Source organism: Psychrobacillus sp. Z3-81 (assembly GCF_056620325.1).
This window is the reverse complement of the sequence record NZ_JBWQPU010000017.1, coordinates 1-26,693: the sequence shown is the minus strand read 5'-3', so window position 1 is coordinate 26,693 and position 26,693 is coordinate 1. Positions and strand designations below refer to the sequence as shown.

Genomic DNA, 26,693 nt, shown 5'->3' with positions numbered 1-26,693 from the left:
ATACCCATGCTAACAAGCCTTCTAAAAGCTCTACGTAATATGCGTATTCTTTCACCGAAAGGGATAGCTAGCACTCTTTCTTATCTCTATAAACATGGAGTCAACCTTACGCTTCTCCTCTATTTAGCAAATAAGATGCGTGGAGACCAAGTAGCTCTCGTAGATGACCAGGAGAAGCTTACTTATAGTGACTTATATGAGCAAAGTCATTCTCTGGCTGCCTATTTAAAGGTACAATTCAATCTTCAAGAAAAACAAAAAGTGGCATTCCTTTGTAATAATCACGCTTCATTTATTCGCTATCTTTTTGCTGCTTCTCGACTTGGAGCTACCATCTATTTATTAAATACAGCAATGAGCGCTAAACAATTTAACCAACAGAATAGTATACATAAGTTTGACCTGTTCATCTACGACCCAGAGTTTACCTATCTGGTGGAGGAAGCTCGCTTCTCTAATAAAAAAATTATAAGCACACAGCCTGTTCAACAGGAGATTCTGTCACTCTCACTACCGAAATCATCAAGCAGTAGAATTGTTCTCCTCACAGGTGGAACAACTGGTGCGCCAAAGGAAGTGGTACACCAGCCTTCTGTCACTAATTTTCTTCCGCCTTTTCTTGCATTAATAGAACGCCTAAAGCTCCCTTCCTACCATACGGCCTATATTGCTACACCTATTTTTCATGGCTATGGCATCGCCATCTTATTAGTGTTCTTTGCATTAGGTAAGAAGATTGTTATTACTAAAAAATTTCATCCTAAAGAAGCCTGTCAGCTTATAAAAACTCATCAAGTACAAGTCATCACCGTAGTACCTCTTATGGTATACAGATTGCTTGATACAAATGAACAAGCATTAGCTCCCCTCCGCTGTATAGCTTCAGGGGGAGCAAAGCTTTCACCCATTTTAATAGAAAGAACAAAGAAAGCACTCGGAGATGTACTGTACAACCTATATGGCACCTCTGAGGCAGGTCTAAATCTAATAGCAACACCGAAGGATTTAGCTCTTTCTCCCGAAACAATAGGAAGACCTATTAAAGGAACAACGATTAAAATAGTGGATGAAGAAGGGGCGGAGCTACCTGATGGAAGTCTTGGACAGCTATGCTTTCAAAACAAATGGTCGATGAAAAATAAAACAAATGGGCTTATTCAAACTGGCGACTTAGGATATAAGGATAAGAATGGTCTCTTCTATCTAAAGGGAAGACAGGATGAAATGGTCATATCAGCTGGGCAAAACATCTTTCCTTCCGAAATAGAACATGTTATTCTTACCCATCCATCTATAGAAGACGTAGCGGTAGTTGGAATGGAAGACGAGGAATATGGGCAGAAGCTGGTAGCGTATATCCAACCAACCATGGAGAATAGTATGTCTACCACGGAGCTGAAGGAATGGTTAAAGCCAAGACTTGCTAAGTTTCAATTACCGAGGGAAATTATATTCGTCAAAGAGCTGCCCTATAGCTCCGTCGGCAAATTACAAAAAAGAAAATTACCAATGCACCTATAAATAAAAGCAGCTGAAACCTTTTCTATAAGATCCAGCTGCCTTTTCTATTAAAGTTTATTGTGATCTACTATATCAGGGGCTTTTGCTGAAACTTCATCAACTTTATCACCAACCGGGTCTCTCCCTTTAAATACATACTTATCTAAGTATAAATGGAAGACCCATTCTCCTGCTCCAATGGCTATTGCAGAAATGAGTGATGCTAATGCTAGATTTTCATTTGCATCAGTTAAAGCCACAAGCATAAACCAAATCGTTAGAAATGCTATCACAACGTCACCAATTGTAGCAATCAGATTACGTATTGTTTGACCTGATCGATTTGCGGCCATTCGAAATAGAAGTAAATCGCCTAGTACATAAGCGAAAAATGTTAGGACGAGCGCTGTCCAAATAGAGTCCATGATCTCAACATTAAAGAATAGTGTCAAAACAACAAGTAGTACTATAGCCAGCATGAAAAACTTTAGAATAATTGCCTTTAAGTGATTCATAGATGCATCCTCCTCATTTATAATGGTCTATTCTCCTTTACCCCTTCCCATTCTTTTCAACCCTATAATTTGAACATTATTAATAGAAAGAAAACATAAAAAACCTCCTAGCTCTGCGCTAAGAGGTTTTCATCCTTGTATTATTTTTTTGCTGGATTTTCTTCTTCTATTCTTCGAAGAGCCTCGGGGCTAACATCTACTCGCTTTAAGAAGAAGGCAAGGATCAATGCAATGACATTCATCGCTAAGGCAATCAAGAAAGAATATTGGATTCCTGATAGCAATGCTTGTTGTCCTAGCAAAGCCGTTGTCTGTTCAGTTAATGTAGTAGGATCTACTTTAGAAAACAAGCTTGTAGCCTCATTTTCCGTCACCGTATTCATCACTGTTACTAGCACTGCAGTACCAATCGCACCAGCTACTTGCTGAGTTGTATTGTTTACAGCAGTACCATGTGGATTAAGACGATTTGGCAGCTGGTTTAATCCATTCGTCATAATTGGCATCATTACTAGTGACATACCAAGCATACGCGTTGTATATATGGAGACTATATATGCATATGAGGAATCTAATTGTAATTTTGACAATGCATAAGTAGAAATAGCAGTAATAATCAATCCAGTTATACCTAGTATCTTGGGACCTATTTTATCAAACAGCCTTCCCGTTATCGGGGACATGATCCCCATCAAAATAGCTCCTGGAAGCATCATTAAACCAGAGTCTAATGGTGATATTCCCCGCACATTTTGTACATAGGCAGGAGTTAAAATCATTCCTGAGAACATTGCTACTGAGTTAACAATTGCAATAACAGAAGCTAAGGCAAACATCGGATATTTATATACACGTAAGTCCATTAGTGGATCATTAATTTTTAACTGGCGAACAATAAATGTACCTAAGCTAATTACTCCAACGATTAAAGTAGTGAGTACCAATGGATCTGTCCAACCAGTAGTACTTACAGAGCTGACTCCGTACAAAATCCCACCAAAACCTAATGTGGATAAAATAACAGACAGATAATCAATATGCGCATTTTTGTCTGTATCCATCACATTACGCATTTTCCAAACTGATAAAATCAAGCTGATTACAGAAAGAGGCAGAATCATTTGGAAAAGCAGACGCCAATCGTAATACTCCACGATATATCCAGATAGAGTCGGACCGATTGCAGGAGCCGTAATCATAACTAAACCAAAAATCCCCATAGCCGTTCCGCGTTTCTCACGTGGAAAAGTAACAAGCATTACATTCATAAGCAACGGTCCCATAACCGATGAACCAGCAGCCTGAACCATTCGACCAGCTAATAGCACACCAAAGTTAGGGGCAAACGCAGCTATCGCTGTACCAATTGTAAAAATAGCCATGGAGGTAATATATAATCCCCGGTTGGAGAATCTTCTAATTAAAAATGCAGAGGCTGGTATTAATACCCCACTTACAAGCATATAGCCTGTAGCTAGCCACTGAACTGTAGAATAGTCTTTATTTAAATCAGCCATGATGGATGGAAGTGCAACATTTAATAACGAGTTATTCAAAAAGGAAACAAATGCACCAACGAATAAAACCGTAATCATCAACATGGCAGACTTTTTATTTTGATCTTCTGAACCCATTTTCTCTTTTACCCTCTATTCATTTTTATATATTTATTTCTTCACTCGAACTATATTAAACTACAAGTTCATTTAATGCAATGGTTTTGTACTAGTAGTTTAATTCAGTTGAGAAACACCTTCACAACGCTTATACTAAGCTTATCAGGTGTTAGTGGAGGAATTATGAGTAGACGTAAAAGACACGTAGCAGAAGTAGCCTTGAAGCTTTTTGTTGAAAAAGGAATTCAGCAAACTTCTATTCAAGATATTATTGAACAATCAAATATTTCAAAGGGAACTTTTTATAATTATTTCTCTTCTAAAAACGATTGTATTGCAGAGATTTTAGAAGGTCTTCGATATGACGCAAGTCAAAGAAGACTGGAAATGCTAGTCGGCAATGATGAAATGGATAGAGGTATTCTTATAGAACAGATATCTCTATTAATTCAATTAAATGAAGAACGAAAGCTCAGCACACTTTTTGAAGCAATATTAAATTCTAATGAAATTGAGTTAAAGAAATTAGTCATGCACCATCGAATGTATGAAATGGAATGGTTAGCCAATAGATTTACAGAAGTATTCGGAGATCATACGCGGGATTATGCATTTGAATGCTCCGTTTTGTTCCATGGAATGATGCAGTATATTATGTTTAGTATGAAGATTTCTAACACTCGTTTACCTACTTCACAAATTGTAGATGTATTACTTTCTTATATAGAGCAAATCCTACCAACTATGATGGAGGATGATAAGAGACTACTAGACCCTACAGCTATTCACTTATTAAAAATGAACGTGGATCGAAAGCCTATAAGTATTATGGAGCTTTTAGATATGGCTGCTCACTTAAAAGAAGAAAGTAATTTTACAATCGAGCAGCAGGATCTTTATGATGCCATTATAAATGAGCTGCAACAGAAGAGAATTCGAAAATGTGTCATTCAACCATTATTAAAGCCTTTTCTCATAACTTTTAGTAAATCACCAATGGAAAATCAAGCAAAAATCTTTATCAATATGTTATGGTATCACTTAAAATCTCTATAAGATAAAAAAAGCTAGGACGAAATAATGAGAAGCAGTCATGATTCTATTACTATTAGAATCATAACTGCTCTCTTTTTTTGAACCTTAGGTTCTCCGCATCGTCGGACGCTTTCCGCAGGGGCGTGGTAAGCCAGCACCCATCGCTAACGCGCGTGGCTGTGCTGTCTTACCTACCACCTTGCTCCTGCAGGAGTCGCCGACGCTGCTCCGAACCAATTATTGTTACCTACTAAAACTAAAAATTTGATTAATAAAATTTAACAAGATTAGCACCTATGATGAAAGAAAAAGTTTTGTCCCTTCCTCTTTTTAAGAGTGCTTCGAAAATTTTCTTGATAGCTTGGCAATTGTTCCAGACTAATTACTTTCGCCTTTGAGATTAGACTGCGTCTCGTTACTCGATCAAGCTAACCGAAACCTTGACATCCAACTCGTGACTGCCGCCTCGATATACTCCTTGCACTGGACTAACATCTCCGTAATCTCGTCCAACACCAACTCGTATATGATTTTCCAATGCTTCTACATTATTCGTTGGATCCAAACCAACCCATCCAATACCTGGCACCATGACCTCTACCCATGCATGGCTTGCTGCATCCCCAACTAATGCTGAGTTTTCTCCTACATAGAGATAGCCACTTACGTACCGAGCAGGTATGTGCTTAGCACGCAATATTCCAAGCATCACATGACTAATATCCTGACACACACCTTTTTTTAAGTCGAAGGACTCCTGGGCTTTTGTGGAGACATCTGTTTCTGATCCATCATATGTAAAGTAATTGTACAAGTAGCCCATCACATCTATCGCATATTTGATGGGATTAAACATCTCTCCTAATGCAGCATCTACTCTGGCTATTTGTTCGGGAGTCAAGTATGTGTACCCCGTATTACTTAAATAAGAAAGATAATGGCTTTTAAACAAGCTAGAGTGAAAAATTGCATGCATTTCAGGTGAATAATCAATTCGATGAACCCATGGACTTTTTTGGATACTTACAATGGAAGTAGTTTGTACTTCTAGATGATTATGCTTCTCTGCTATATAAAAGGATTCTACCGTATTCCCCCATAGATCCACATGTTCCTTTGTCAGGGTAACAGGGGTAATATCCGTTCGGTAGGATAATAGGCGTTGACACTCATCAGTCCTTGGCTTCAACCTTATAGAATTCATGCTTTGGTCTACCATCGACTCATACTGAAAGATATTCGTATGCACAATTTTGTATTTCAGCGAGGATGCCTTATCCATTAATTTTGTTCTAGCTTCCGTCTGGATAATTTGCTTCTTTCTTTCTTCTTGAGTGGGTTCCACTAAATAATAGGTTTTTGAAAACGTTTCGCCTATCTCGTTACATTTATTTTGAAAACGATTTAAAAACTCTAGCATATCCTCTGAATCTAGTTCTTGTATCGATATTTCATTGAAGTCACGCTGCAGCTCATCTAGAGGGAAATAAAGTTCTGCAGCCTGCGACTCCTTCTGTGCTTTCTCCAAAATCTCCACAGCTCTTCTGACATGATGAATGTTATAGCGAATAGATTTCGGGAACGACTCATCGGTAAGTAAGAAAGTAAGAATGGTCTTTGGATCCATTTTTGGTCTGTTAACCCGCAGATAAGCCTCATAACCATTTAACATCCGTAGAGCAGAAAGCCATGCATAGTAATCCTCATGCTTATAAAGGAGCTGCGTTTCTTTTGTTTGCTCACAGACGACATTTAATATTCTTGCCGTTTTCTCCGCTCTTTCTAGCCAACGACCAATCTTGATGATTTGATATGGTATATTTCTGGTCATCGCTGAATCAATAATCCCATGAGTAGTGAGTGCAGCCATCCGGATACTCCGCAGGAAACCTTTTAAATTTTGACGAGAATATGTTTCCTTCTTTGCATCTCTTGCAAATAAATAAGTATCATTCCAAATTTCAAATAATTCGTTAGGAATATGATCGCGTGTCAGCCTGGCATTTTCTCGTGCAATGCACACACAATTATAAAGAGAATTAGGATTGTTCACATCAAAAGCAAGGTAAGTAAGAAGCTCATCTTCTCCTTTGTCCTCACCCTTTAATCGTTCAAGCTCTTCTTCGGTTGCACAAATATTAAAAATTAATCGCCAATGCTCTTGATTAGCAAGCTCATCACCTGCTGCTTCCACAATTTGCGTTAAATGAACATCTAGTATTCTAGCATTCTGCTGTGCCCTTTCAAAATTTCTAGACATCCAGTACAGTGAGTCTGCAACTCTACTTAGCATTCTTCCATTCCTCCTGACTTCATCACCCATGTATCCTTTCCGCCTCCACCTTGAGAGGAGTTAACAACAAGTGATCCTTTCTTTAATGCCACTCGAGAAAGTCCTCCAGGAAATACATGCGTTTCTTCCCCTCTCATGACGAAAACACGTAAGTCAATATGACAAGGGTAAAATTCGCCGTTTTGATAAGCTGGTGCCCTAGAGAGCTTAATTGCAGGCTGAGCAATATATTGATAAGGAGAAGCTAAAATTTTTCTTTTGAACTTTTCTCTCTCCTCCACAGTGGCATGTGGCCCAATCAACATATCGTATCCACCAGAAGCCCCCACATTTTTGATAACCAGCTCATCTAAATGCTCTAATACCCATTCACGCTGTTTTTTATCATCTAATCTATAGGTCGTTACATTATCGATAACTGGCTCCTCGCCTAAATAATAGCGAATCATATCCGGTACATACGTATAGATTGCCTTGTCATCAGCTACCCCGTTCCCAATCGCATTTAAAATAGACACGTTCCCTAGCCTATACGCTTGGAGAAGCCCCTCTACCCCTAATGTAGAGTCAGCGCGAAACTCAAGAGGATCTAAAAAGTCATCATCTATCCGTCGATAAATAATATCTACTTTTTCAAGACCATGTATCGTCTTCATAAACACAACATCTTCCACTACCACCAAGTCTCTCCCCTCTACTAGCTCTAATCCCATTTGCTGAGCTAAAAAGACATGGTCATAGTAGGCAGAATTATACATACCAGGAGTTAACAGTACGACTTTAGGGTTTTCTACCCCGTCAGGTGCATGCTGAGCGATGGCCTCATATAAATAAGTAACCTGATCTTCCAGCGTTTGCACACAATGGTTTTCAAAAAACTCTGGGTATACCTGTCTCATCACATACCTATTTTGAAAAACATACGAAAGACCAGAAGGATTTCGAAGATTATCCTCCAGTACGAAATATTTTCCTGCCTCATCACGAATCAGGTCAATTCCTGCTAAGAATATATGGTTATTTAAAGGGACATGTACCCCCTTGACTTGCTCATGGAAGTAATAAGGGTTTTTTTCTATTAATTCGATAGGAACAATACCTTCTCTAATAATTCTTTGTTCGTGGTAAATATCATCGAGGAAACAATTCAACGCTTCTGTTCTCTGGATCATGCCACTCTCTATCACCTTCCAGTCTTCAGGAGGAATAATGATAGGAACAAAATCAAACGGCATGGTTCGCTCCGTATCTAAATTGTTATCATACACAGTGAAGGTGATACCTTGTCGAAGAAACGTAAGTTGTGCTGTATCATGCTTTTCCCTAAGCTCTTCATCCGTAAACTGCTGGAGCTTTTTATAAAATTGTTGGTAATGCTCTTTTGGCTCCCCATTTGCATCTAACATTTCATCAAAAAATGGCTTTACTTCATATGTTTTAAACATATTCAACTCTCACTCTCTCTTTTTAATGTGGGTAATATGTAAAATAGCTAACATATAATGTTAAATGCATTATATATATTCTCTGCATACCCCCATAATAAAAAAGTTAGACATGACTTAAGATACATTTTATTTCATATATATACCTATTTTCAAAGTAATAATTACAAAGAATAATTGTTTTTTCCCTGCGTAATCCCTCACTTTTTATGAAGCTCCTCACACCTGATACAACTCTTATTTAGACCTAAAAACCCCATATATAGTAAGCCTATTTTCCTTTTTTATATATACCCGATGGAAACACAAGTTATTAATTCGATTTTCTTCCTTCTTTTATTACAATTTAACATTAAAAATAAGGAGAAATATCTTAGTTTTCAAAAGCTTTCCTTCAAAGTATTTTACAATAACTCTTTAGGAACTTTCTCCCCTCCCCCACCAAATCAAAAGTCCTTTAAGGCAATAAAAGACAAAGCGTTTTTTCACAACCTTCTTACTGTTTTTACGAAACTAGTGGGAAAAGTTCGTTTTTTAATTTGATATGTCTTCATCTTTTAATACAATTAGTAGAAATGGTACAATTTGGAGACTCAGATAGATAATGCTCCATGTAGGAGGATGAGAGATGAAAAAAATAATACCCTTTATTTGCTTAACTATAATTTTAGGAGGATGTAGCATGACTACCAATGGAAATGAGACGGAAGAAAAAGAAGAAAAAGAAATTTTTAGTAAAGCCAACATTAAACTTAAGGCCGAGAATTTCGTTCGAGTTCAAGATTACACTGGAGAAGGCTTTGCTTTAAGAAACAGTGAACGTACTAAGGATTTTATTGTAGGGAAAGAAAAAGAAATTGAAGAAGCAGTGGTTAATTTTTTTCAAAATAAATACAAGACCGAGGTAAAGGTACATGCTATTCATCCAGCAGTCGATGGTGCGGCTGTTTATGTAGAATCGATCGGGGAACCACACTTTTATACATTTGCCGTTGTTCCTATCGATGTACGTAATAAAATACTTAAAACAGATAATGTATTCACTCAGGAAGGAGAAGTTGAAAGAGCTATAGTAACTGCGATGTACGCCATGATATATGAAGAAGAGTTTGCAAACCTAGATGCTTATTTAAAGAAATTAGTTGATGAAAACCCAGTTACCGGACTTAGAATGGAAGCAGTAGAAAGAGTAGGAGGTAATAGGTATTCCACTCCTTACTATTTTGTAGAAACTGACGAGATTAACAAAGAAGCACCACTTAGTTTATATTTGGATAATCCAAACGTTACAAAAGAAGAGATAAAAACAAAGTTGCACGATTACTTCAAGCCAGAGAAAATCACAATAGCTATTACGCTATATATGAGCGAAGACAACCAAGTACCTGATGAAAATATTTACAATAAAATTATTTCAGATATTCAAGCGATGGACAACATACCACCTGGTTCGTATTGGCTTGAGTTACATGATAATTTGATTAACGCAGTAGTTGCCAATGCTACTAAAGCTAACACAATATCATCAAGAGATTCTATTTTAAAAGAATAGGAGAAGGTTCAAATGTCTGCTATCAATATAAATCAAATTTCTAATGTTAATACAACTGATCTAGAATTAGTTGAATTAGCAGGATTCCACGCCTATCAATATCCTGTAAGACATGAAAACATAGAAGTTAACGGAAAATTATTTAAAGTAATAGATACCGATTATGATGGAATATCAGGTCTTGATGCACTTACGGTGAAAAACGAAGAAACAAATGAAATCACTCTCGTCTTCGTAGGAAGTGATCAATTAAAAGAAGACTGGTTACTTACCAACTCCAAGTTAGTTGGAGATGTAACCCCTCAACAGCTAAAGGATGCGCAAGAATACTTTGACTATGTAAATGAGAATTTTGGACCCGTGGCCTCTGTAACAGGTAATTCCCTGGGTGGCGCACTAACAAATGCTGTAGCGGTTGATAATCCTCAGGTGAGAGCAGTCACATTGAATCCAGCCATTCTTCCAGGAGGAATGATTGATCCAAAGGGAGACTATTCTCATATCCATAACTACTACAGTAAATATGATTTCCTTACTAGTACAGAGGAGAGTTTAGGATTAGGCGATAGAATACCTGGTAACAAGTATCACATAAACAATGGCTTACCTGGCTTTGATTATTTTACTAGCAACCATACTGGGTACGTGGAGATGGCAGAAGACGGCAGCTTCAAGGTAGAAGTTGGTGTGAAGGGCCAGCCAGGTCACGGTTTTATTCACGTAGGTGCTGATGATCATGTCGTTACTAGTCTTTGGACTGGGACGCCTCTTTATAGTGGATTTACTCCCAAAATTGAAATCAATGAGGAAAATATGCTTAAGCTGGCTGCAGGTATTCAGAATCAGGTTACCGGTAAAATAACCAACGTACGTGAATATCTAGGAAACTCTGTAGCTATAGTAGAAAATGAAAGTGCAAACTTTTCTAAACGTGTCAATCAATTACAGGATGCGTTCCAGCTATTATTTGATGAGTTAGCAGTTGATCCTGTCTTTAACGGCATTTCGGATACAGGAGCAATTATCAAGGCATTTATTGACGAATTAATCTCCGTGGTAGACGTGGCAGAAGAAAAATGCAGATTTCTAAATGCCGTATTAAATTCAAAGCCTGCGGAACTAATTGAGTATATTACCAATACAGATATCAGTGTAGAAACCTTATTTGCACCAATTAGAAACTTCCTGAATCAAATCAAGGAAAGTATCGATCTATTAACTAGCTTCCTCCATCAGATAGTGTATCAAGATATACCAAAATTATTTCAAGGAGGAACAGATTTTTTCATAGATGCTGTCGTAGATGAGTTTAATGCTCATTACAGCATTATTAACAAGAACAAAGAGGATGTATACAGACAATTAACGGATTATCAAACACAGGTACATGACGTGGCTACCTCCTTCCATACCCAAGACCGTAGACTTGCTAGTGCAATCAGCGGGGGCGGTTCCATGGAATATGCGGTGAATCCTATTCGTAAAACGGATATATTCACGATTGAATCATCTCCTTACTTGAAAATTGGAGCCGCTATAAAGGAGATGCAAGTTGAACTGGCCCATAGTCAAATAAAATCTAGCCTAAACGCTATTGTCCAACCAATCGTGTTATTCCTAAAAACTATTACCGAATCAACAAATCTGGCAGTCAATACGGCTATCATTGCAGTACAGGCCGCAAAAAACGTTGCCATTTATGGAAGCCCAGTAACCCTACTGCTTAGCTTGTTTACCGATTATGAGCAGAGAGTGAAGAAAGCAGCAAACGATGCTTTAGAGCCATTGAAAGAGGCTGAAGAGATAACAGCTAGTCTAAGTCAGGGGCTTGGTAGATTGGGAGATAATATACCTGCAATGATTGAAAACTTTAAGCCTTATATCGATACTGCAATTTTCGAAGAAGGAAATTATCAAAATGTTCGTTTATACAATCTTGCAGCTACAGCCCATCTAGAGGAAATGGAATTAATCTTTGCAGATATCATTAATCAGCTATCTGGTGAAAAAGCAAACGCTATTGAAGAAACTTTAGAAGTCTCTAAAAGTGTAAAAACCAACCTGGAGCTGTTAAGAGAACAAGTAGAGAGATGCACTCTGTAAATAAATATAATCTTCTTTGGTCTTGGGGATATCCAGGCCTTTTCTTTTTGGTTAGACACATTCAATAGGGACTCAAACTCATCTATTCATTCTTTCTACTTCATTATGAAGATCTAATGATCGCATGAGCTCGATAATATAGGAAAAGAACTTCTCTTGGTAGTCTGGAGTAAGTACGACCAGATAGTTTGCATCTCGAATAAAAGCTAGTTTCTCTGCTCTACTAAGCCCCTTTACATAGTCATCTACTTTTTTAAAGTCTTCTTTATCTATCAGTTTATTCATGTCAAATGGGTATTGATTGCTACTCACACGAATCTCATCTTTACCTATTATCCCTAATCCATCTAAGGTAGAAATCAAAATAGTATCAGCGCGTTTTTTCAATGTTCCTTGTAAATAGGTTCCTATATCCACTTGGCTAGTTTGAAACTTGTCTCTGAAACACTCGAAAATCCTATCACATTTCCCCTTCCATTCAGCTGTATCATACTCACCAAACTCCGCTATAACCTTCTGGATATGTTCTTCTTCAGGATTTGTCCATATACTTTCTAATATATCTGCATGCGGAACAGACGAAACCAAATCCAAAAACTCATGCAGATTTTGTGCCATATATCTTATGGGAGGATCATTCGTAGGGCTGACACAGACTATTGGAGCTTCCATTAAATTAGGCGCCTCCCCAAAATCCGTTAAGAAACCAAAGTGAGTGCCACCCCCTCCTGTATGTGCAAAAGGAATTAAATCAGGAGGGGTAATCGAGTAAGAAAAATTGTGAAAACAAGGTTGAAATCCTATACTATCAAGTGTTAAATCCATGCTGTTTAGTTCTCTCTCTAAATCAAATAGCTGATAAACTTCATCTGGTACCTCATAAGCTCCATATCTTTCTCTTAAACTGTCATCCATCTTCTTTACACCCCTTTAAATATCTGTGTAGAAATAAAATTCCACACGGTTCTACCTATCCCCTTTTTTTCTAGAAAAAGAGTAATGCTTCCTTTCTTCTCCTTATCAAACTCTCTACTTAATATCTCATTGAGAACATTTTCATTCCTATCATTTACCATGGACGTATTTTGGCTATTGCAATAAAATATATATGGACTTTTTTAGCCTTTTCAATATTTGCTTAGAAGGTGAGCACATGAATATGTCATTCTTTTCATTCCAAAAGGAGAAACAGCTGACTCTACAAATATTGCTATTTTTCCTATTTTACTTCGGATTTCATATAGTAAACGAACAATTAATTGCTCATATTGGTAATCCTTATGGGGAGAAGATGCTGTATCCTCTAGCGCTAATCTGTATCGCTATTGGTTATCTACTATTTCCCTTTGTATTCAAAATATGCACGAACGAAGACAGCAGACGAATTATATTTATGATAGTTTGTTTTCTATTTCTAATCTTATATACGATTATAGCTTTTAATTCCCAATCTTCTATTTCTTTATTAAGCTGTTATGCAGCTACCATTTCATATGGATACATTGGAGGCTCGATACACTACTCCACTGCGTTGGCTTTTTCCGGAAATCCTTTTGCAGGAAGAATTGTTGGAGCAGTTACCTGCATAGCGGTCTTTTTCAAGTATTTTATAAGGCAATATGATGAATTGGATATAATCAACCATTTTTGTATTTTAGCTTTGATATTTCTTTCTCTATATCTGTCTTTCAAACCAACGTATAAATCGACGAACAGGGTTGCCTCGTCACCGATACAACAAACTACGCAATCATATATAGCAATTGAACTAATCGTTTCCACGGTCTTAATGTTATTCATTATCAGTCTTAATTTTAGTATTATTGCACGGCAATCGGTCGACGACGTAAAAGGTATTCCATTTTCAGCTCAAATCTTTTTTGCTATTGGGCTTTTTTGTGCAGGAATCTTAGCTGATATAAAGAAACGTCGGCATTTTACAGCAATTACAAGTTATGCGTTAATCTTTATGACTATTATGATTACAGCATCTACTATTCCAGAGCTGTATTCTGTTCGCTTTTTTATCTTATACTTTTTTGCTGGTTTCTTTGTAGTTTATTTGTTTGTAGCTTTTTTAGACTACGCTCCAAATGCTCTAAATCGTTTTGGTCCCCCGCTTTTTTCTTCCCTTGGAAGGGTTATTCAATGCATTGGTGCTGCTGGGGTGATTATATTCTTACAAATATGGAAACCTGGTGAAACCACTGTCATTCTTACATTTAGTTTCCTACTTGCCCTTTGTATTTTGATATTATTTCTAGTAGGAAATAAATCAAATCGTTCAGCTCAATCACAAACCACCACCGTCGCTACAGATGTACCAGAAGATGTTGCTCTACAAAACTTTGCAGAAAGCAATCATTTCACAGATCGAGAGACGGAAGTATTCATAATTCTGGTGACGTCAGAAAAAACAGTACAAGAAATTGCAGATAATTTATATATATCTAGAAGAGTCTTACAACGATATATATCTTCTATTTACAAAAAAACGGATACAAAAACACGCATTGGCTTACTTCAGCTATATCACAATTCAAAGGAATAATATTCAAACACAAAAACACCGTTCTACCCAACAGAACGGTGTTTTTGTGTCTTTTTTACTAGATGGCGCACTTGTGCCCCCCTCTATTTAGGTTATTGTACACACTTGTGAACCCGTTTTGGCACGTTTGTGTCCTACAAAACAAATTGTCTATTGTATATATTTTAACCGTAGCAATAACAAAATATTAAATAGGAGGGCTAGATTTTGAGGTTCTTTAAAAAGTCAAACATCATAGCATTTGCCATTATTCTAATAATAGCAATCTTAATGCATCCATCTCTTTTTAAAGCCAATGATGACATGGTAGACATACCAGTATCCGTTACCTGGGATCACGGGGACAATCCAAGCGGTAAACAACCATCAGAAATTAAAGTCGATTTGAAAGTAAATGATTCCGTAATCAAGACTCTTTTATTAACAGAGGACAATGATTGGAAAGGAACATTTGAAAATGTTCCCAGGCGAGATAGTAAGGGAAACATCATCGATTATAAAATTGAGGCTACCACTGTAGGAGAATATAAGACGGAAGTAATTAGCCAGCCGCAAGTCAGTAGCCTAGAGATAAATAACTGGTCTGAAAAGATATCTCCAGCTGGTAACCTGACATATGACATGGGTACTGCCTCGATTCTTTTAGCTAATAAAGGCGGGCATTATTATATATGGTCACATAGTAAGTTAAATGATACACAGAAAAGTGAAGTGATGTGCGCTATTAATGAAGCCGAATTCGAAGGCTGTGAAAAAGAGCTTACTTCCAAGAATACTGAATTCTTCAGCGGATCCTCTGCGACTATTCTTGGTGACAAGAAAGGTGAAATTAGAATAGAGATAGTCGATGGTAAAAGACAGATTACCTTTGAAGATCCTCATGTATGGAGTCTGTTCTGGACTGGTAATCTTTCCATTTTAGAAACAAAAGAAGCAGCTGTTAAAGGAACATTTACTGGTACAGTAAATCCAGAATAACCGGATTACCCGGAGTTTGATTTAGATATGGGTTTGATTTTACTGAATCTCAAAGCGGCATTCCTTTTTTAGAAGCTGATTCTACAAATGATGGTTTTATTTATCTCCTTTATGGCCATCATGCTGGCATGTTTGCAGCCATCACACAGTATGCAGATACTGATTCTTTTGAGCAGCACTCAGGTATAACATTTGATACCTTGTATGAAGAAGGTCAATATCAGGTATTAGCCTTTAATCACGCGTCTACTATACAAATGAAAAGAATGTATTTCGATTCTATCAGTATACAGACTTAAGTGATCCTACCGTTTTCAATGAATACTTAGAACAAGTAAAGGCTGCCTCTCTATATGAAACAGATATGGAAATAAGCTACGGAGACACTCTCCTAACTTTAGCAACCTGCAATTACCATACAGAAAATGGTCGTTTTGTGGTTGTTGCAAAGAAATTAGATTAACAAAGAGGTTAAACGGCAATTAGGGATGATAGCCTTTAACCGATAAAGACTCTGATTTGCATTAAAAATAACGGAAGTGATGAAGTGATAAAAATATCACTCATTACTTCCGTTTTATTATTTGTATATTATTTAAGAGTTGGTTGCTCTGTACTCTTCCATTTATAGTAGTTATAAAAAGCTTGTAGGATGAATCCTACAATGATAAGTAGACAAAAAGTGAAATATAGAGGGAATGGCCATTCCACAGTGGAATAAATGAAAACAAGCCCCGCAAGAATGAGTGGCACGCTGTAAATGGTACGCATCAGCTTTCTTCTATAGGATAAACGATAATAATTGATAGCCATTCCTTTATCGACCTTTTCCTTTCCTCTGTATAAGAAGTAAGAAATAGAAGAGACAACACCTAAAACAATAACAGCAATCAGTAAGCTAGTTATAATTTGCATAGTTACCCCCCTAAATGAAATATGGATAGTACTCGTAGACTGAAATAGCGAAGGTAATGATTAGAAATAATAGCATTCCTAATCTGACAGGACCTATTTTAAACTCAAATAAACGAATTTCTCCACTACTCACTCCGGTATACCCTTTATCCGTTGCATGTAGCTCATTGCGCAGTTGAGTAGTATTCCAGCTATAAAGCCATACAGCTCCGAAAATCGCTAGTGCCCCTAAAAATAAAATATCAATAAATGCCCAGTTAAATAAATAAGAGACCCCACCTATCAAAGCGACCTCGACAAGCATGGTAACAAGAACAATAATTAGCTTCTTCATTTCCTTCCCCCATTTTATAGTAGTTGTCCTTACTAATAATTACGTGTATAAATGGTAAAAGTTTCAAAATATTCAACTGCTATATTCTCTATTATTATAAATGCCTCTCACTAGTAGGATTCCTAGATAAAGCATATGACTTTCAGTAATAAAAAAATAGGACGAACCATTGTTTCAGCTCGACCCACCAAAATTATAATCTTTTCAAACTTATTCCTCTTATTAGATCAATCACAGGTATAGCGTGTTATATGATTACAGAGAAAGCATCCCTGCTTTCTTCTTCATTTTATTGCTTGTCAGGTGCTAGTTAATCCCACACAATATAGCACTCACGAATTTGATCGTTACCTTTTGTGTTCACATAGACCTTATATGGACCCACCTGATAAACATCAGCCGAGTTGTTCCCAATCAGTATCTCTCTAGTAAAAGCCTCCTCTGACGAACGATCAGAGTATGTTTCTCTAACGATAACTGTCAGTTTGTTCTGATTACCCTTTAGTCTCTCAACAGTAGCAGAAGGTGTCACGCTATCGACAGTAACTACCGATAGTATTGTTACACCAAGCACTTCGTCACCATAGTAGACAACAACTGCATAATTTGCCTCAGCGTTAACATCACTACCTTTTACACTAATCGTCGCTTGACCGTTTACAAATATAGCAGAAGCCACTGAAACGCCGTCCTTTATCAACAGAGCCATGGAACCATCAGCTACATCCGCCGTGACAGGTATATTAGCTTCACGTCCATTCACCAAACGATCCACTGGTGAGTGGTTTATATCTACACCAATGCTCGTTAATTCTTCAGATAAATAGTCAGAAACGTATTCATACAGCTTAACTCGAAGGGACGCATCATTATCTGGAGAATCAACTCTTTTGGTAATGTAACCGTATTCATTTCCATTCAGAGCATAAGTGTAACCACTAGAACCAGTATGTGAAAATATAGTAGTCTCTCCCGTATTAGGATCTATGCCTGTGTTAAACCATACCGCTCTATCTAATGCATTATCCGCAATAGTTGAGTCTGATCGTAAAGCGGCAGTATCGTCATTACTCAAATCTCGATACATAATAGATGGTGCTACAAGACCCCCGTGAACAAGACTTAACATAGTGTATCCAGTATATCCATTAGCGGGTGTATATTGACCTGGATCGGGACTGGTCTGCTCATTAAAGATAAATCTTGTATTGTCTTGAATGAGCTTAGGCTCTATTATAATGTCGTCTTCTATGGTTACAGGAGTACCTGCAAGCCCTCGTTTGCCAGTTGCTGGCACAGATTCGACGTTCATATTGGTCAGTGCCAAACCTGCGGTATTGGAAACAACCAAATAAGTATTACCTGATTTAATAGCTTTTGCCAACCTATAATAATTTTCTGGTTTTTTCAAGTCTGTAACACGAGTTGGAATAATCGGTTCCCATTTTTGATTCCATAGAGATTTTTTCAATGTCACCGTTTTCAAATAATCATTGTCAATACTGCTATCTGTATTAATAGTTAACGTACCACTTGTATGTTTTGGCAAGGGCTGAAATGACTTACTGTTAAATAGCGCTAGTTTACCGTCATTCGTGTTATGGAATGCCTGAAACAGTTTGGGTGCAGTTTTCCCATCGCTGAAACGGATATTGACAGATGATCGGTAACCCGTATCCGGATAATTTATGTCATTTTCCCACTGGGCAGTCATATGTCCGAAGTTAATCTTATATGTCGTTGATATATTCGGAGATTCCCTCCAAGCTATTTTTACTGTCGCCACAACAGGCTCCTCTGGATTCATCGAACCACTTTCTGGATTGATTATAACGCTGACCTCGACACTACTGTCTAGATATTCATGCTCTATATTTTTGGTAGAGAAGTCAATGTTTGACACGTCCATTGGCACATTAACATCAAATTCGTTTTCACCCATTACGTTGAAATTATCCCCTCCGTAGTTAAACGCCTTTAGCTTTGGCGGTGACTCAGTAATTCCAAGATATGCCTCTGGATTTATTATGGCCCAATACGCTTCTTTTGGTGCAAGATTAGAATCAAATGGTAGTGGGTAACCCGTTCTGCGCCAACTGTTATTATCGCTCACACCCCAGAAAGTAACGCGTTCTATATAATTGGAGTACTTCTTATATAGTAGAAACAATTTGGCATACACAGTCGCTTGCTCCTTTAGTTGTGCCTCAGTTGGGGGAACACTCGCTGTAGTACCATTATGTTGTACATCAAGCTCAGTTATGCTAATCTTACTTCCGGTTTCACTGTATATCTTTAAAACTTCCTCTAAATTATCTATATTGAGTCTTGTGTTGTAATGCCCCTGTATACCAATGCCCTCAATCAGTTTTCTGCCATTTGCTCCAGGATGTTCATTGGCATATCTTTCATTAAGCTCCTTCACCATTGAGGCAATCGCGATTGCTTTATTAGGGAGTTCCTCATCATTAAAGTCGTTGTAATAGAGAGTTGCATCTGGTGCTGCCTCACGTGCGAACAAGAAGGAATCATAGATATAATCCCATCCATTTCCACCCCTAGAGTAAGCTTCATACCATCTGGACGGCCGTTCCATTGGATTGATTCCAGATCGAAGTGCGTTTCGCCAGTTGGTCGGATTTTCCGGATTATCCCTAAATGCTTCGTTAACAACATCCCAGGCGTCTAACTTGTTATTACCTTCTCTAAAGTGTCCAGCGACTGTTGAAATATATCTTTCTAGGCTTTCCCTCGCAGCTTCATAGTTCAGACCACTTGGCGGCCAGCCAGCAGACTGATTATGCCAAGCCAGTGCATGTCCTATTGTATAAAAACCATCATCATTGACTCGATTTATCATGTTGTCTGCTGAGTTGAAATTCGGTTCTCCAGTGGAATCTGGCCATAAGGAGTCCGGCTTTGTAGCATTTTCGGGTGTAAGTGCATTATAGTGGAATTTCATGAAATCATATTTCGCTGCATTGTTTATGTCTGAGGGGTTTACTACATTTCCAATCATGAAATAGTCCTTATAGACTTCTTTTAGTGACACAATCTCACCTGATGAAATATTAACATCCTCTGCCGATGCAGCATGGACGTCTGACATTGCAGTATCGGCTAACAAAACCAGTATAAAAAGGAGCATTAAAAAATATGTGAAAAGACTTCTAGCATTTTTCTTCAATAGAATTCATTCCTTTCATCACTTTGATTTATTCACAGGTTGGGATTTTTAAAGAAGATTACTTATTGATAAAATAACTAATTCCAAGGTTTCAATCATATTTTAATTACGCAACTAAACTTGTTATTCATCCAATCTAAGCTAGCTGGATTACTTTATACTATTGTACTCATTCACCCCGTCTCTAAAAAATATACTTCTGGTATCAGCCACCGGAGATTTATACACCGCCTTTCTTTTGTTTTTAAAATTAAATGGAACCTTATATTAATAGCTTTCACCAGTTAATCCTTTAACTTGTCTTTAAAAATAATCAAGGGTATTTGCTACAATTCTCTCACTACGTAAACCTCAGGACTTCACTTTCCTATACTAGAACCTCCGATTTTACCATCTTAAGATATTAATTTTTAAAATATATCGTTCTTCCCTGCTTTTAAATCTTTCTTGTAATATTCATTATTAAAAGGAGAATACCTTCTTTTTTAAAAATTTCGACAACTTTAATAAAAATCCATTTTATCCCATTTTAAATAATTAGTTAACCTCAACGTATATGGCTGGACCATAGCTATCCAAAATAATGGAAAATATTCTTCTAACCACAAATAGATAAACAGAACCAATATTTGATTATCTACTATTCAATTTTTACTTTATTTATAGTTTCAATATCTGAATTACGCAGGACATCTATCTCTCCCCCTAAAAAAAGAAGCCTCTCACAAGTTTTCACAACTCATGAGAAGCCTCTAAATTATCCTCTATGTTAGCATAATCGCTTTGACCTTAGATACAAACCTTTATATATCAAGCCATTTTAAGGAACGCGGACTAAACCCGCCACGTCCGTATGACCAACTTCTTGTTGGTCCTTACATCATTCCACCCATGCCGCCCATGTCAGGCATGCCTGGTGCTGATGGTTCTGGGATGTCTGCTACTACTGCTTCTGTTGTTAAGAATAGTGCAGCTACAGATGCAGCGTTTTGTAATGCAGAGCGAGTTACTTTAGTTGGGTCCACGATACCAGCTTCGATCATGTTTACCCATTCGCCAGTTGCAGCGTTGAAACCGATACCGATTTCTTCGCGTTTTAGACGGTCTACTACGATAGATCCTTCTAAACCAGCGTTGTTTGCGATTTGACGAACTGGCTCTTCTAGTGCACGAAGTACAATTTTTACTCCAGTTGCTACGTCGCCTTCGTTCGCTTCCGCTACTTCCGCTACTTTTTTGTATACGTTTACTAGGGCTGTACCACCACCAGATACGATACCTTCTTCTACTGCAGCGCGAGTTGCGTTTAATGCATCCTCGATACGTAGTTTACGTTCTTTTAGTTCTGTTTCAGTAGCTGCTCCAACTTTTACTACCGCTACACCGCCAGCAAGTTTTGCTAAGCGCTCTTGTAATTTTTCTTTATCAAACTCAGAAGTTGTTTCTTCTACTTGCGCACGGATTTGTGCTACGCGACCTGCGATGCGGTCAGCATCACCGTTTCCTTCCACGATTGTTGTGTTGTCTTTAGAAACAACAACTTTAGAAGCGCGTCCAAGCTGAGTAATATTTGTAGATTTTAAATCTAAGCCAAGATCTTCTGTAATCACTTCTCCACCAGTTAGGATAGCGATATCTTCAAGCATTGCTTTACGACGATCACCGAATCCTGGAGCTTTTACTGCTACTGCATTGAATGTTCCGCGAAGCTTGTTCACAACTAGTGTTGCAAGAGCTTCCCCTTCTACATCCTCAGAGATCAGTAATAATGGTTTTCCTTGTTGTACCACTTGCTCAAGCACTGGAAGGATTTCTTGGATGCTAGAGATTTTTTTGTCTGTAATTAAGATATATGGGTTTTCTAGAACAGCTTCCATTTTATCAGAATCAGTTACCATATACGGAGATGCATATCCACGGTCGAATTGCATACCTTCTACTACGTCAAGCTCAGTAGTGAAACCGCGAGATTCTTCGATTGTGATAACACCGTCGTTTCCTACGCGTTCCATAGCTTCTGCAATTAATTCTCCAACTTCTGTATCACCAGAGGAAATAGCAGCAACCTGTGCAATTGATTCTTTTCCTTCGATTGGTTTAGAGATATCTTTTAACTCTGTAATAGCAGCTGCTACCGCTAGGTCAATACCTTTACGAATCCCCACTGGGTTTGCACCAGCAGTAACGTTTTTCAGTCCTTCACGAATCATAGATTGTGCTAGAACGGTTGCAGTTGTTGTACCGTCACCAGCGATATCGTTTGTTTTAGATGCAACCTCTGCTACAAGCTTAGCACCCATGTTTTCAAAGGAATCCTCTAGCTCGATGTCTTTTGCAATTGTAACACCATCATTTGTGATTAATGGAGAACCAAATTTTTTCTCAAGTACTACGTTACGTCCTTTTGGTCCTAACGTTACTTTAACAGCATCTGCTAGTTTATCTACCCCACGAAGCATTGCACTACGTGCGTCTTCACTGAATTTGATTTCTTTCGCCATGTTCTATAGACCTCCTATATTTTCGATTTATTAGCCAATTACAGCAAGAATATCGCTTTCGCGTAAAATTAAATATTCATTTCCTTCATATTTTACTTCTGTCCCTGCGTATTTAGAGAAGATGATACGGTCTCCTTCTTTCACGTCTAACTCAACGCGATTACCGTTATCAAGTACTCGCCCAGAACCTACAGCAACTACTTTCCCCTCTGATGGTTTTTCTTTAGCAGAGTCTGGAAGTACGATGCCAGATGCTGTTTTTTCCTCAGCTTCGATTAATTCGATAATGATGCGATCACCTAATGGTCTTAACAAGTGAAACTACCTCCCTAAAATAGTAAAATAATTGATTTTATTAGCACTCACACCCTATGAGTGCTAACACACTTATTATAATAATGAAACCCAAAACATTTTGCAAGCATGAACCTTATCTATTTTTAAATTTTTTCTTTTATTTCTATTTTCTATTACAATAGAAGAAATGGTATTTCTATAGAGAGGATTATGTAATACATGAAACAAAGACAAACAGGCTTATATATACTGATTATCTACGTGCTTATGCAGCTTTCTGGAGCCATTTTTGCACCTCTTCTGTTCCTTTTGTTTAAAGGAATGGGGATGAAAAATGCAGAAATGTTGGCCTCAGGCTGGTGGATGTTTATCAGCTTTGCCTTAGCCACTATAATCACTTTGCTTATTATTCGAAAGGATAGACATTTTATACGCCCGCTAAAGGGACAAGCGGCAAATACTCCCACAGTGATTGGTTGGGGAATTATAGGTTTCTTTATGGTTTTTCTGGGCCAGACGCTTGCAGCAAACATTGAAATTAGACTTGGAATTGAACCAGGCTCTCAAAATACAGCAGACTTTATCACCTTGGCAACCGAGGTTCCACTGGTTATTTTTTCAATCGTCGTGTTTGCTCCCATCTTAGAAGAGCTCATTTTCCGCCGCCTTATATTTGGTGCATTATTGCCAAAGACGAATTTTTTTGTAGCCGCACTCGTCAGCTCATTAACCTTTGCGGTCATCCACCTAGAGTTTGTACACATACTAATATATGCTACGTCCGGGTTCATATTCGCCTTTCTTTATTACAAGACAAAACGAATCCTTACCTCTATTATCGCTCATATGCTCTTGAACGGATATGTAGTAGTGGTTAACATGAATTATGATAAAATCGTTCGCTTTTTAGAGAAATATGTAGAGATTCAGTAGAGAACAGTGTAAGCCTCGGAATACTAACCATTCCCTAATTAGAATAAAGCTAAACGAACAGCACTTACGGCTTATACGTCCGTAAGTGCTGTTATGTTTGGAATCACTTTTCCTATGTAAGAGCGATATTTGTTACTCAACATGTTCATTTCTTATTAAATAGATAAGCGTTTGAAGCTCTACAGAGAGGTCAATTGTATGTACACGTATTTCATCAGGAGTAGTTAGCCTGACGGGCGTAAAGTTCAAGATTCCCTTGATGCCTGACCCTACTAGCTCGTCTGCTACCCCCTGCGCCACACGACTCGGGATCGTGAAGATGACAAGTTCAATGTCAAACTCCTTTAGCTTTTCTAACATTACACTAGAATGGAACACTGGAATGTCACTAATTATGGTTCCTTCTACAGGTGCCTTTGTATCAAATGCCACGACAATCTTGGTGTTATGGTTCTTTTGAAAGTTATATTTTAAAAATGCGGTACCCAAGCTTCCAACACCGATGAGTGCAACATTTGCAGCCTCGTCCTGATCAAGTGTTTTGCGGAAGAATGCCAGAAGATTCGGAACATCATACCCATAACCTTTCTTCCCTAGAGCTCCAAAGTGAGAGAAGTCTCGTCTAATTGTTGCGGAATCTATTTTCATTGCTTCACTTAATTCCTGGGAGGATACTCGTTTATGTCCAGCGTTATGAAAGCTTTGTAAAAACCTATAATATAAAGGAAGCCTTTTCGTAGTCGCTTGAGGTATTTTTGGTACGTCAGGTTTCATGGTAACCCTCCACTTCTATATACAATTTTTTTCAATTCCCTATCTTTCATTGTAAGGCTAGAGCATTGCAACGACAAGTCCTATCTATTACACTAAGGATAGAATTGAGGTGCTAGAACGTGATTGTTTTACAAGTGAATCAACTAACAAAATCCTTTAACGGTGAAGATATATTAACGAATGTAAAGCTAGAGGTACAGGACCGTGACCGAGTAGCCTTAGTCGGAAGAAACGGTGCCGGGAAATCTACGCTACTTAAAATAATCGCTGGGGAGATGTCTTATGACTCAGGCGATATTATCATGCCTAAAAATATACGACTTGGATATCTAGAACAGCATGCAGGCCTCGAATCAAAGCTATCCATTTGGGAAGAAATGAAATCTATCTTCTCTCACTTAATTGATTCTGAAAAAGAGCTCCGTTCGCTCGAAGTACAAATGGCCGATCCTGTGGTATATGAAAATCCAGAAGCCTATGCACGAGTGGCAGCTGCCTATGATGAGCTTCAGCTTGCTTTCAATGAGGCTGGGGGCTATCGATATGAATCTGATATCCGTTCTATCTTACATGGCATGCAGTTCTATCCAGAGGATTATGACAAGCCTGTCCAAGCCCTATCCGGGGGACAAAAAACAAGGCTTGCATTAGCAAAGATGCTGCTCAGTAAACCAGATCTTTTAATACTAGATGAGCCGACGAACCATTTAGATATCCAAACACTTAGCTTTCTCGAGAACTATTTAAAGAATTATCAGGGAGCTATTTTGATCGTATCACATGATAGGTATTTCTTAGATCAAGTGGTGACACTTGTGTATGAGGTTTCTAGACATAACGTCACGCGCTACGTCGGAAATTATAGCAAGTATCTAGAGCAAAAGGCAAAAAATTATGAGCTAGATAAAAAGAAATTCGAAAAACAACAAGAAGAAAAAGCAAAGCTAGAGGAGTTTGTGGCTAAAAATCTTGCACGTGCCTCTACCACGAAGATGGCTCAGTCCCGCCGCAAGGTTTTGGAGAAAACAGACTGGATGGATGCTCCTGATGGAGACGAAAAATCTGCTTCCTTTGGTTTTACGATTGACCGCCCGAGCGGGAATGATGTGCTTCGCTTAGAAGGTGTGGCGGTGGGCTATACAAATAAAACCGTATCCTCCGACATCTCCTTTAGTGTGTATAAGCAGGATCGTATCGCATTAGTTGGCCCTAATGGTGTCGGCAAATCCACACTGTTAAAGACAATCATGAAGCAGCTGCCACTTGCTAACGGAAACATTCAATACGGTACAAATGTCCAATTTGGCTATTATGATCAGGAGCAAGCAGCTCTCACTGGCAATAAAACCGTTTTGAAGGAGCTTTGGGATGAATGGCCGCTTATGAATGAGAAAGAGGTGCGAACGGTACTTGGGCGCTTCCTATTCTCGGGTGATGATGTGTCAAAGACGGTGTCTACCTTATCAGGTGGAGAAAAGGCACGACTTGCCCTTGCTAAGCTGATGCTACTTAAAGCCAATACATTAGTGCTCGATGAGCCTACCAACCACCTTGACTTAGACAGTAAAGAGGTTTTAGAGAATGCTCTCCTTGACTTCCCTGGAACGATTGTCTTTGTATCTCACGACAGATACTTTATCAATCGAATTGCCACGAAGGTAATTGAACTATCCTCTGATGGTGCTGCCCTATATCTTGGTGATTACGATTATTACCTAGAGAAGAAGGAAGAACTAGAAGAGATAGCTATGGAAAATGCCGTGACAGAGAAGACCATCGTACCGAAGGTCAACACTTCTACCATTGACAAGGAAGCTAAAAAGAAGGAACGTCAGCTTCGTCGCCAAGTGGAGGAAATAGAAGACAAAATGCCACAGATTGATCAAGCAATTGTATTAATAGAAGAAAAGCTGTGCGATCCAGAAATATTCCAAAATCATGAAGCCGTACAAAAGCTGCAAACAGAGCTAGAACAATTAAAAGAAGAACAAGACAATCTTTCTAACAGCTGGCTGGAGCTTCAAGAACAATTAGAAGAAATCAGTGGATCCTAACCCCCATATTTGGGGGTTTTTCTTTTTAGCAAATTTATCCCGCATTAAGGGACAGTAAGACTCCCACTTCAAGATGGCAAAAGAAAGGAGACAGCTAAGTGGGAGATCAA

The 26,693-nt window shown here is 38.2% G+C and carries 19 protein-coding genes and 1 pseudogene; 8 read left to right on the top strand and 12 right to left on the bottom strand.

Features of this window, described 5'->3' with window-relative positions:
- Positions 1–6 precede the first annotated feature (6 nt).
- Positions 7–1,521 (top strand): AMP-binding protein, encoded by a 1,515-nt coding sequence (locus AC1ECF_RS15345; RefSeq protein ID WP_480390304.1) that lies wholly within the window; start codon positions 7–9, stop codon positions 1,519–1,521.
- A gap of 47 nt (positions 1,522–1,568) precedes the next feature.
- Here AC1ECF_RS15345 and AC1ECF_RS15340 read toward each other — a convergent pair whose 3' ends face one another.
- Together AC1ECF_RS15340 and AC1ECF_RS15335 are read right to left on the bottom strand one after the other, a co-directional pair.
- On the bottom strand, positions 1,569–2,015 hold the full coding sequence (locus tag AC1ECF_RS15340) for a DUF2512 family protein (protein WP_480390303.1): 447 nt from the start codon (positions 2,013–2,015) through the stop codon (positions 1,569–1,571).
- A gap of 140 nt (positions 2,016–2,155) precedes the next feature.
- A complete protein-coding gene (locus AC1ECF_RS15335) occupies positions 2,156–3,649 on the bottom strand; it encodes a DHA2 family efflux MFS transporter permease subunit (RefSeq protein ID WP_480390302.1) in 1,494 nt (497 codons plus the stop codon).
- 165 nt (positions 3,650–3,814) lie between these two features.
- Here AC1ECF_RS15335 and AC1ECF_RS15330 point away from each other — a divergent pair, with 165 nt between their 5' ends.
- Positions 3,815–4,687 carry a TetR/AcrR family transcriptional regulator gene (locus AC1ECF_RS15330; protein ID WP_480390301.1) on the top strand — a complete coding sequence of 291 codons (873 nt, stop codon included), beginning with the start codon at positions 3,815–3,817 and terminating at the stop codon, positions 4,685–4,687.
- Between the two features lie 394 nt (positions 4,688–5,081).
- On the opposite strand, the gene AC1ECF_RS15325 is transcribed toward AC1ECF_RS15330, so the two are convergent.
- The 3 genes and pseudogenes from AC1ECF_RS15325 to AC1ECF_RS15315 all read right to left on the bottom strand — a co-directional run bounded on the left by AC1ECF_RS15325 (position 5,082) and on the right by AC1ECF_RS15315 (position 8,404).
- Complete coding sequence (locus AC1ECF_RS15325) at positions 5,082–5,930, bottom strand: transglutaminase family protein (protein ID WP_480390336.1); 849 nt, start codon at positions 5,928–5,930, stop codon at positions 5,082–5,084.
- A 147-nt stretch (positions 5,931–6,077) separates the two neighbouring features.
- Positions 6,078–6,926 (bottom strand): annotated as a pseudogene (locus AC1ECF_RS15320) (alpha-E domain-containing protein); the annotation flags it as partial.
- A gap of 26 nt (positions 6,927–6,952) precedes the next feature.
- The gene (locus AC1ECF_RS15315) at positions 6,953–8,404 is read right to left on the bottom strand and encodes a circularly permuted type 2 ATP-grasp protein (protein ID WP_480390335.1); all 1,452 of its coding nucleotides are present in this window, start codon (positions 8,402–8,404) and stop codon (positions 6,953–6,955) included.
- A gap of 628 nt (positions 8,405–9,032) precedes the next feature.
- On the opposite strand from AC1ECF_RS15315, the gene AC1ECF_RS15310 reads away from it, so the two are divergent.
- On the top strand, positions 9,033–9,956 hold the full coding sequence (locus AC1ECF_RS15310; RefSeq protein WP_480390300.1) for a DUF1672 family protein: 924 nt from the start codon (positions 9,033–9,035) through the stop codon (positions 9,954–9,956).
- A gap of 12 nt (positions 9,957–9,968) precedes the next feature.
- Complete coding sequence (locus AC1ECF_RS15305; protein WP_480390299.1) at positions 9,969–12,059, top strand: SA1320 family protein; 2,091 nt, start codon at positions 9,969–9,971, stop codon at positions 12,057–12,059.
- Between the two features lie 78 nt (positions 12,060–12,137).
- Here the strand turns inward: AC1ECF_RS15305 and AC1ECF_RS15300 are convergent, their stop codons facing one another.
- Positions 12,138–12,974, bottom strand: a complete 837-nt coding sequence (locus AC1ECF_RS15300) for a hypothetical protein (RefSeq protein ID WP_480390298.1) — start codon at positions 12,972–12,974, stop codon at positions 12,138–12,140.
- Between the two features lie 238 nt (positions 12,975–13,212).
- On the opposite strand from AC1ECF_RS15300, the gene AC1ECF_RS15295 reads away from it, so the two are divergent.
- Positions 13,213–14,610, top strand: a complete 1,398-nt coding sequence (locus AC1ECF_RS15295; RefSeq protein ID WP_480390297.1) for a helix-turn-helix transcriptional regulator — start codon at positions 13,213–13,215, stop codon at positions 14,608–14,610.
- Between the two features lie 207 nt (positions 14,611–14,817).
- The gene (locus tag AC1ECF_RS15290; protein ID WP_480390296.1) at positions 14,818–15,588 is read left to right on the top strand and encodes a Cna B-type domain-containing protein; all 771 of its coding nucleotides are present in this window, start codon (positions 14,818–14,820) and stop codon (positions 15,586–15,588) included.
- A 591-nt stretch (positions 15,589–16,179) separates the two neighbouring features.
- On the opposite strand, the gene AC1ECF_RS15285 is transcribed toward AC1ECF_RS15290, so the two are convergent.
- From AC1ECF_RS15285 to groES, 5 genes are all read right to left on the bottom strand, one after another.
- Positions 16,180–16,503 carry an ATPase gene (locus tag AC1ECF_RS15285; protein ID WP_480390295.1) on the bottom strand — a complete coding sequence of 108 codons (324 nt, stop codon included), beginning with the start codon at positions 16,501–16,503 and terminating at the stop codon, positions 16,180–16,182.
- A 10-nt stretch (positions 16,504–16,513) separates the two neighbouring features.
- Positions 16,514–16,837 carry a hypothetical protein gene (locus AC1ECF_RS15280; protein ID WP_480390294.1) on the bottom strand — a complete coding sequence of 108 codons (324 nt, stop codon included), beginning with the start codon at positions 16,835–16,837 and terminating at the stop codon, positions 16,514–16,516.
- A 310-nt stretch (positions 16,838–17,147) separates the two neighbouring features.
- A complete protein-coding gene (locus tag AC1ECF_RS15275) occupies positions 17,148–20,024 on the bottom strand; it encodes an endo-1,4-beta-xylanase (protein ID WP_480390293.1) in 2,877 nt (958 codons plus the stop codon).
- Positions 20,025–20,899: 875 nt separating this feature from the next.
- Positions 20,900–22,525, bottom strand: coding sequence for a chaperonin GroEL (groL, locus tag AC1ECF_RS15270; RefSeq protein WP_480390292.1), 1,626 nt, complete (start codon positions 22,523–22,525; stop codon positions 20,900–20,902).
- Between the two features lie 30 nt (positions 22,526–22,555).
- Complete coding sequence (gene groES / locus AC1ECF_RS15265) at positions 22,556–22,840, bottom strand: co-chaperone GroES (RefSeq protein WP_480390291.1); 285 nt, start codon at positions 22,838–22,840, stop codon at positions 22,556–22,558.
- Positions 22,841–23,041: 201 nt separating this feature from the next.
- Here groES and AC1ECF_RS15260 point away from each other — a divergent pair, with 201 nt between their 5' ends.
- Positions 23,042–23,755, top strand: a complete 714-nt coding sequence (locus AC1ECF_RS15260) for a CPBP family intramembrane glutamic endopeptidase (protein ID WP_480390290.1) — start codon at positions 23,042–23,044, stop codon at positions 23,753–23,755.
- A 132-nt stretch (positions 23,756–23,887) separates the two neighbouring features.
- On the opposite strand, the gene AC1ECF_RS15255 is transcribed toward AC1ECF_RS15260, so the two are convergent.
- Positions 23,888–24,529, bottom strand: a complete 642-nt coding sequence (locus AC1ECF_RS15255) for a redox-sensing transcriptional repressor Rex (protein WP_480390289.1) — start codon at positions 24,527–24,529, stop codon at positions 23,888–23,890.
- 119 nt (positions 24,530–24,648) lie between these two features.
- Here AC1ECF_RS15255 and AC1ECF_RS15250 point away from each other — a divergent pair, with 119 nt between their 5' ends.
- On the top strand, positions 24,649–26,583 hold the full coding sequence (locus AC1ECF_RS15250; RefSeq protein WP_480390288.1) for an ABC-F family ATP-binding cassette domain-containing protein: 1,935 nt from the start codon (positions 24,649–24,651) through the stop codon (positions 26,581–26,583).
- The last annotated feature ends 110 nt before the right edge of the window (positions 26,584–26,693 follow it).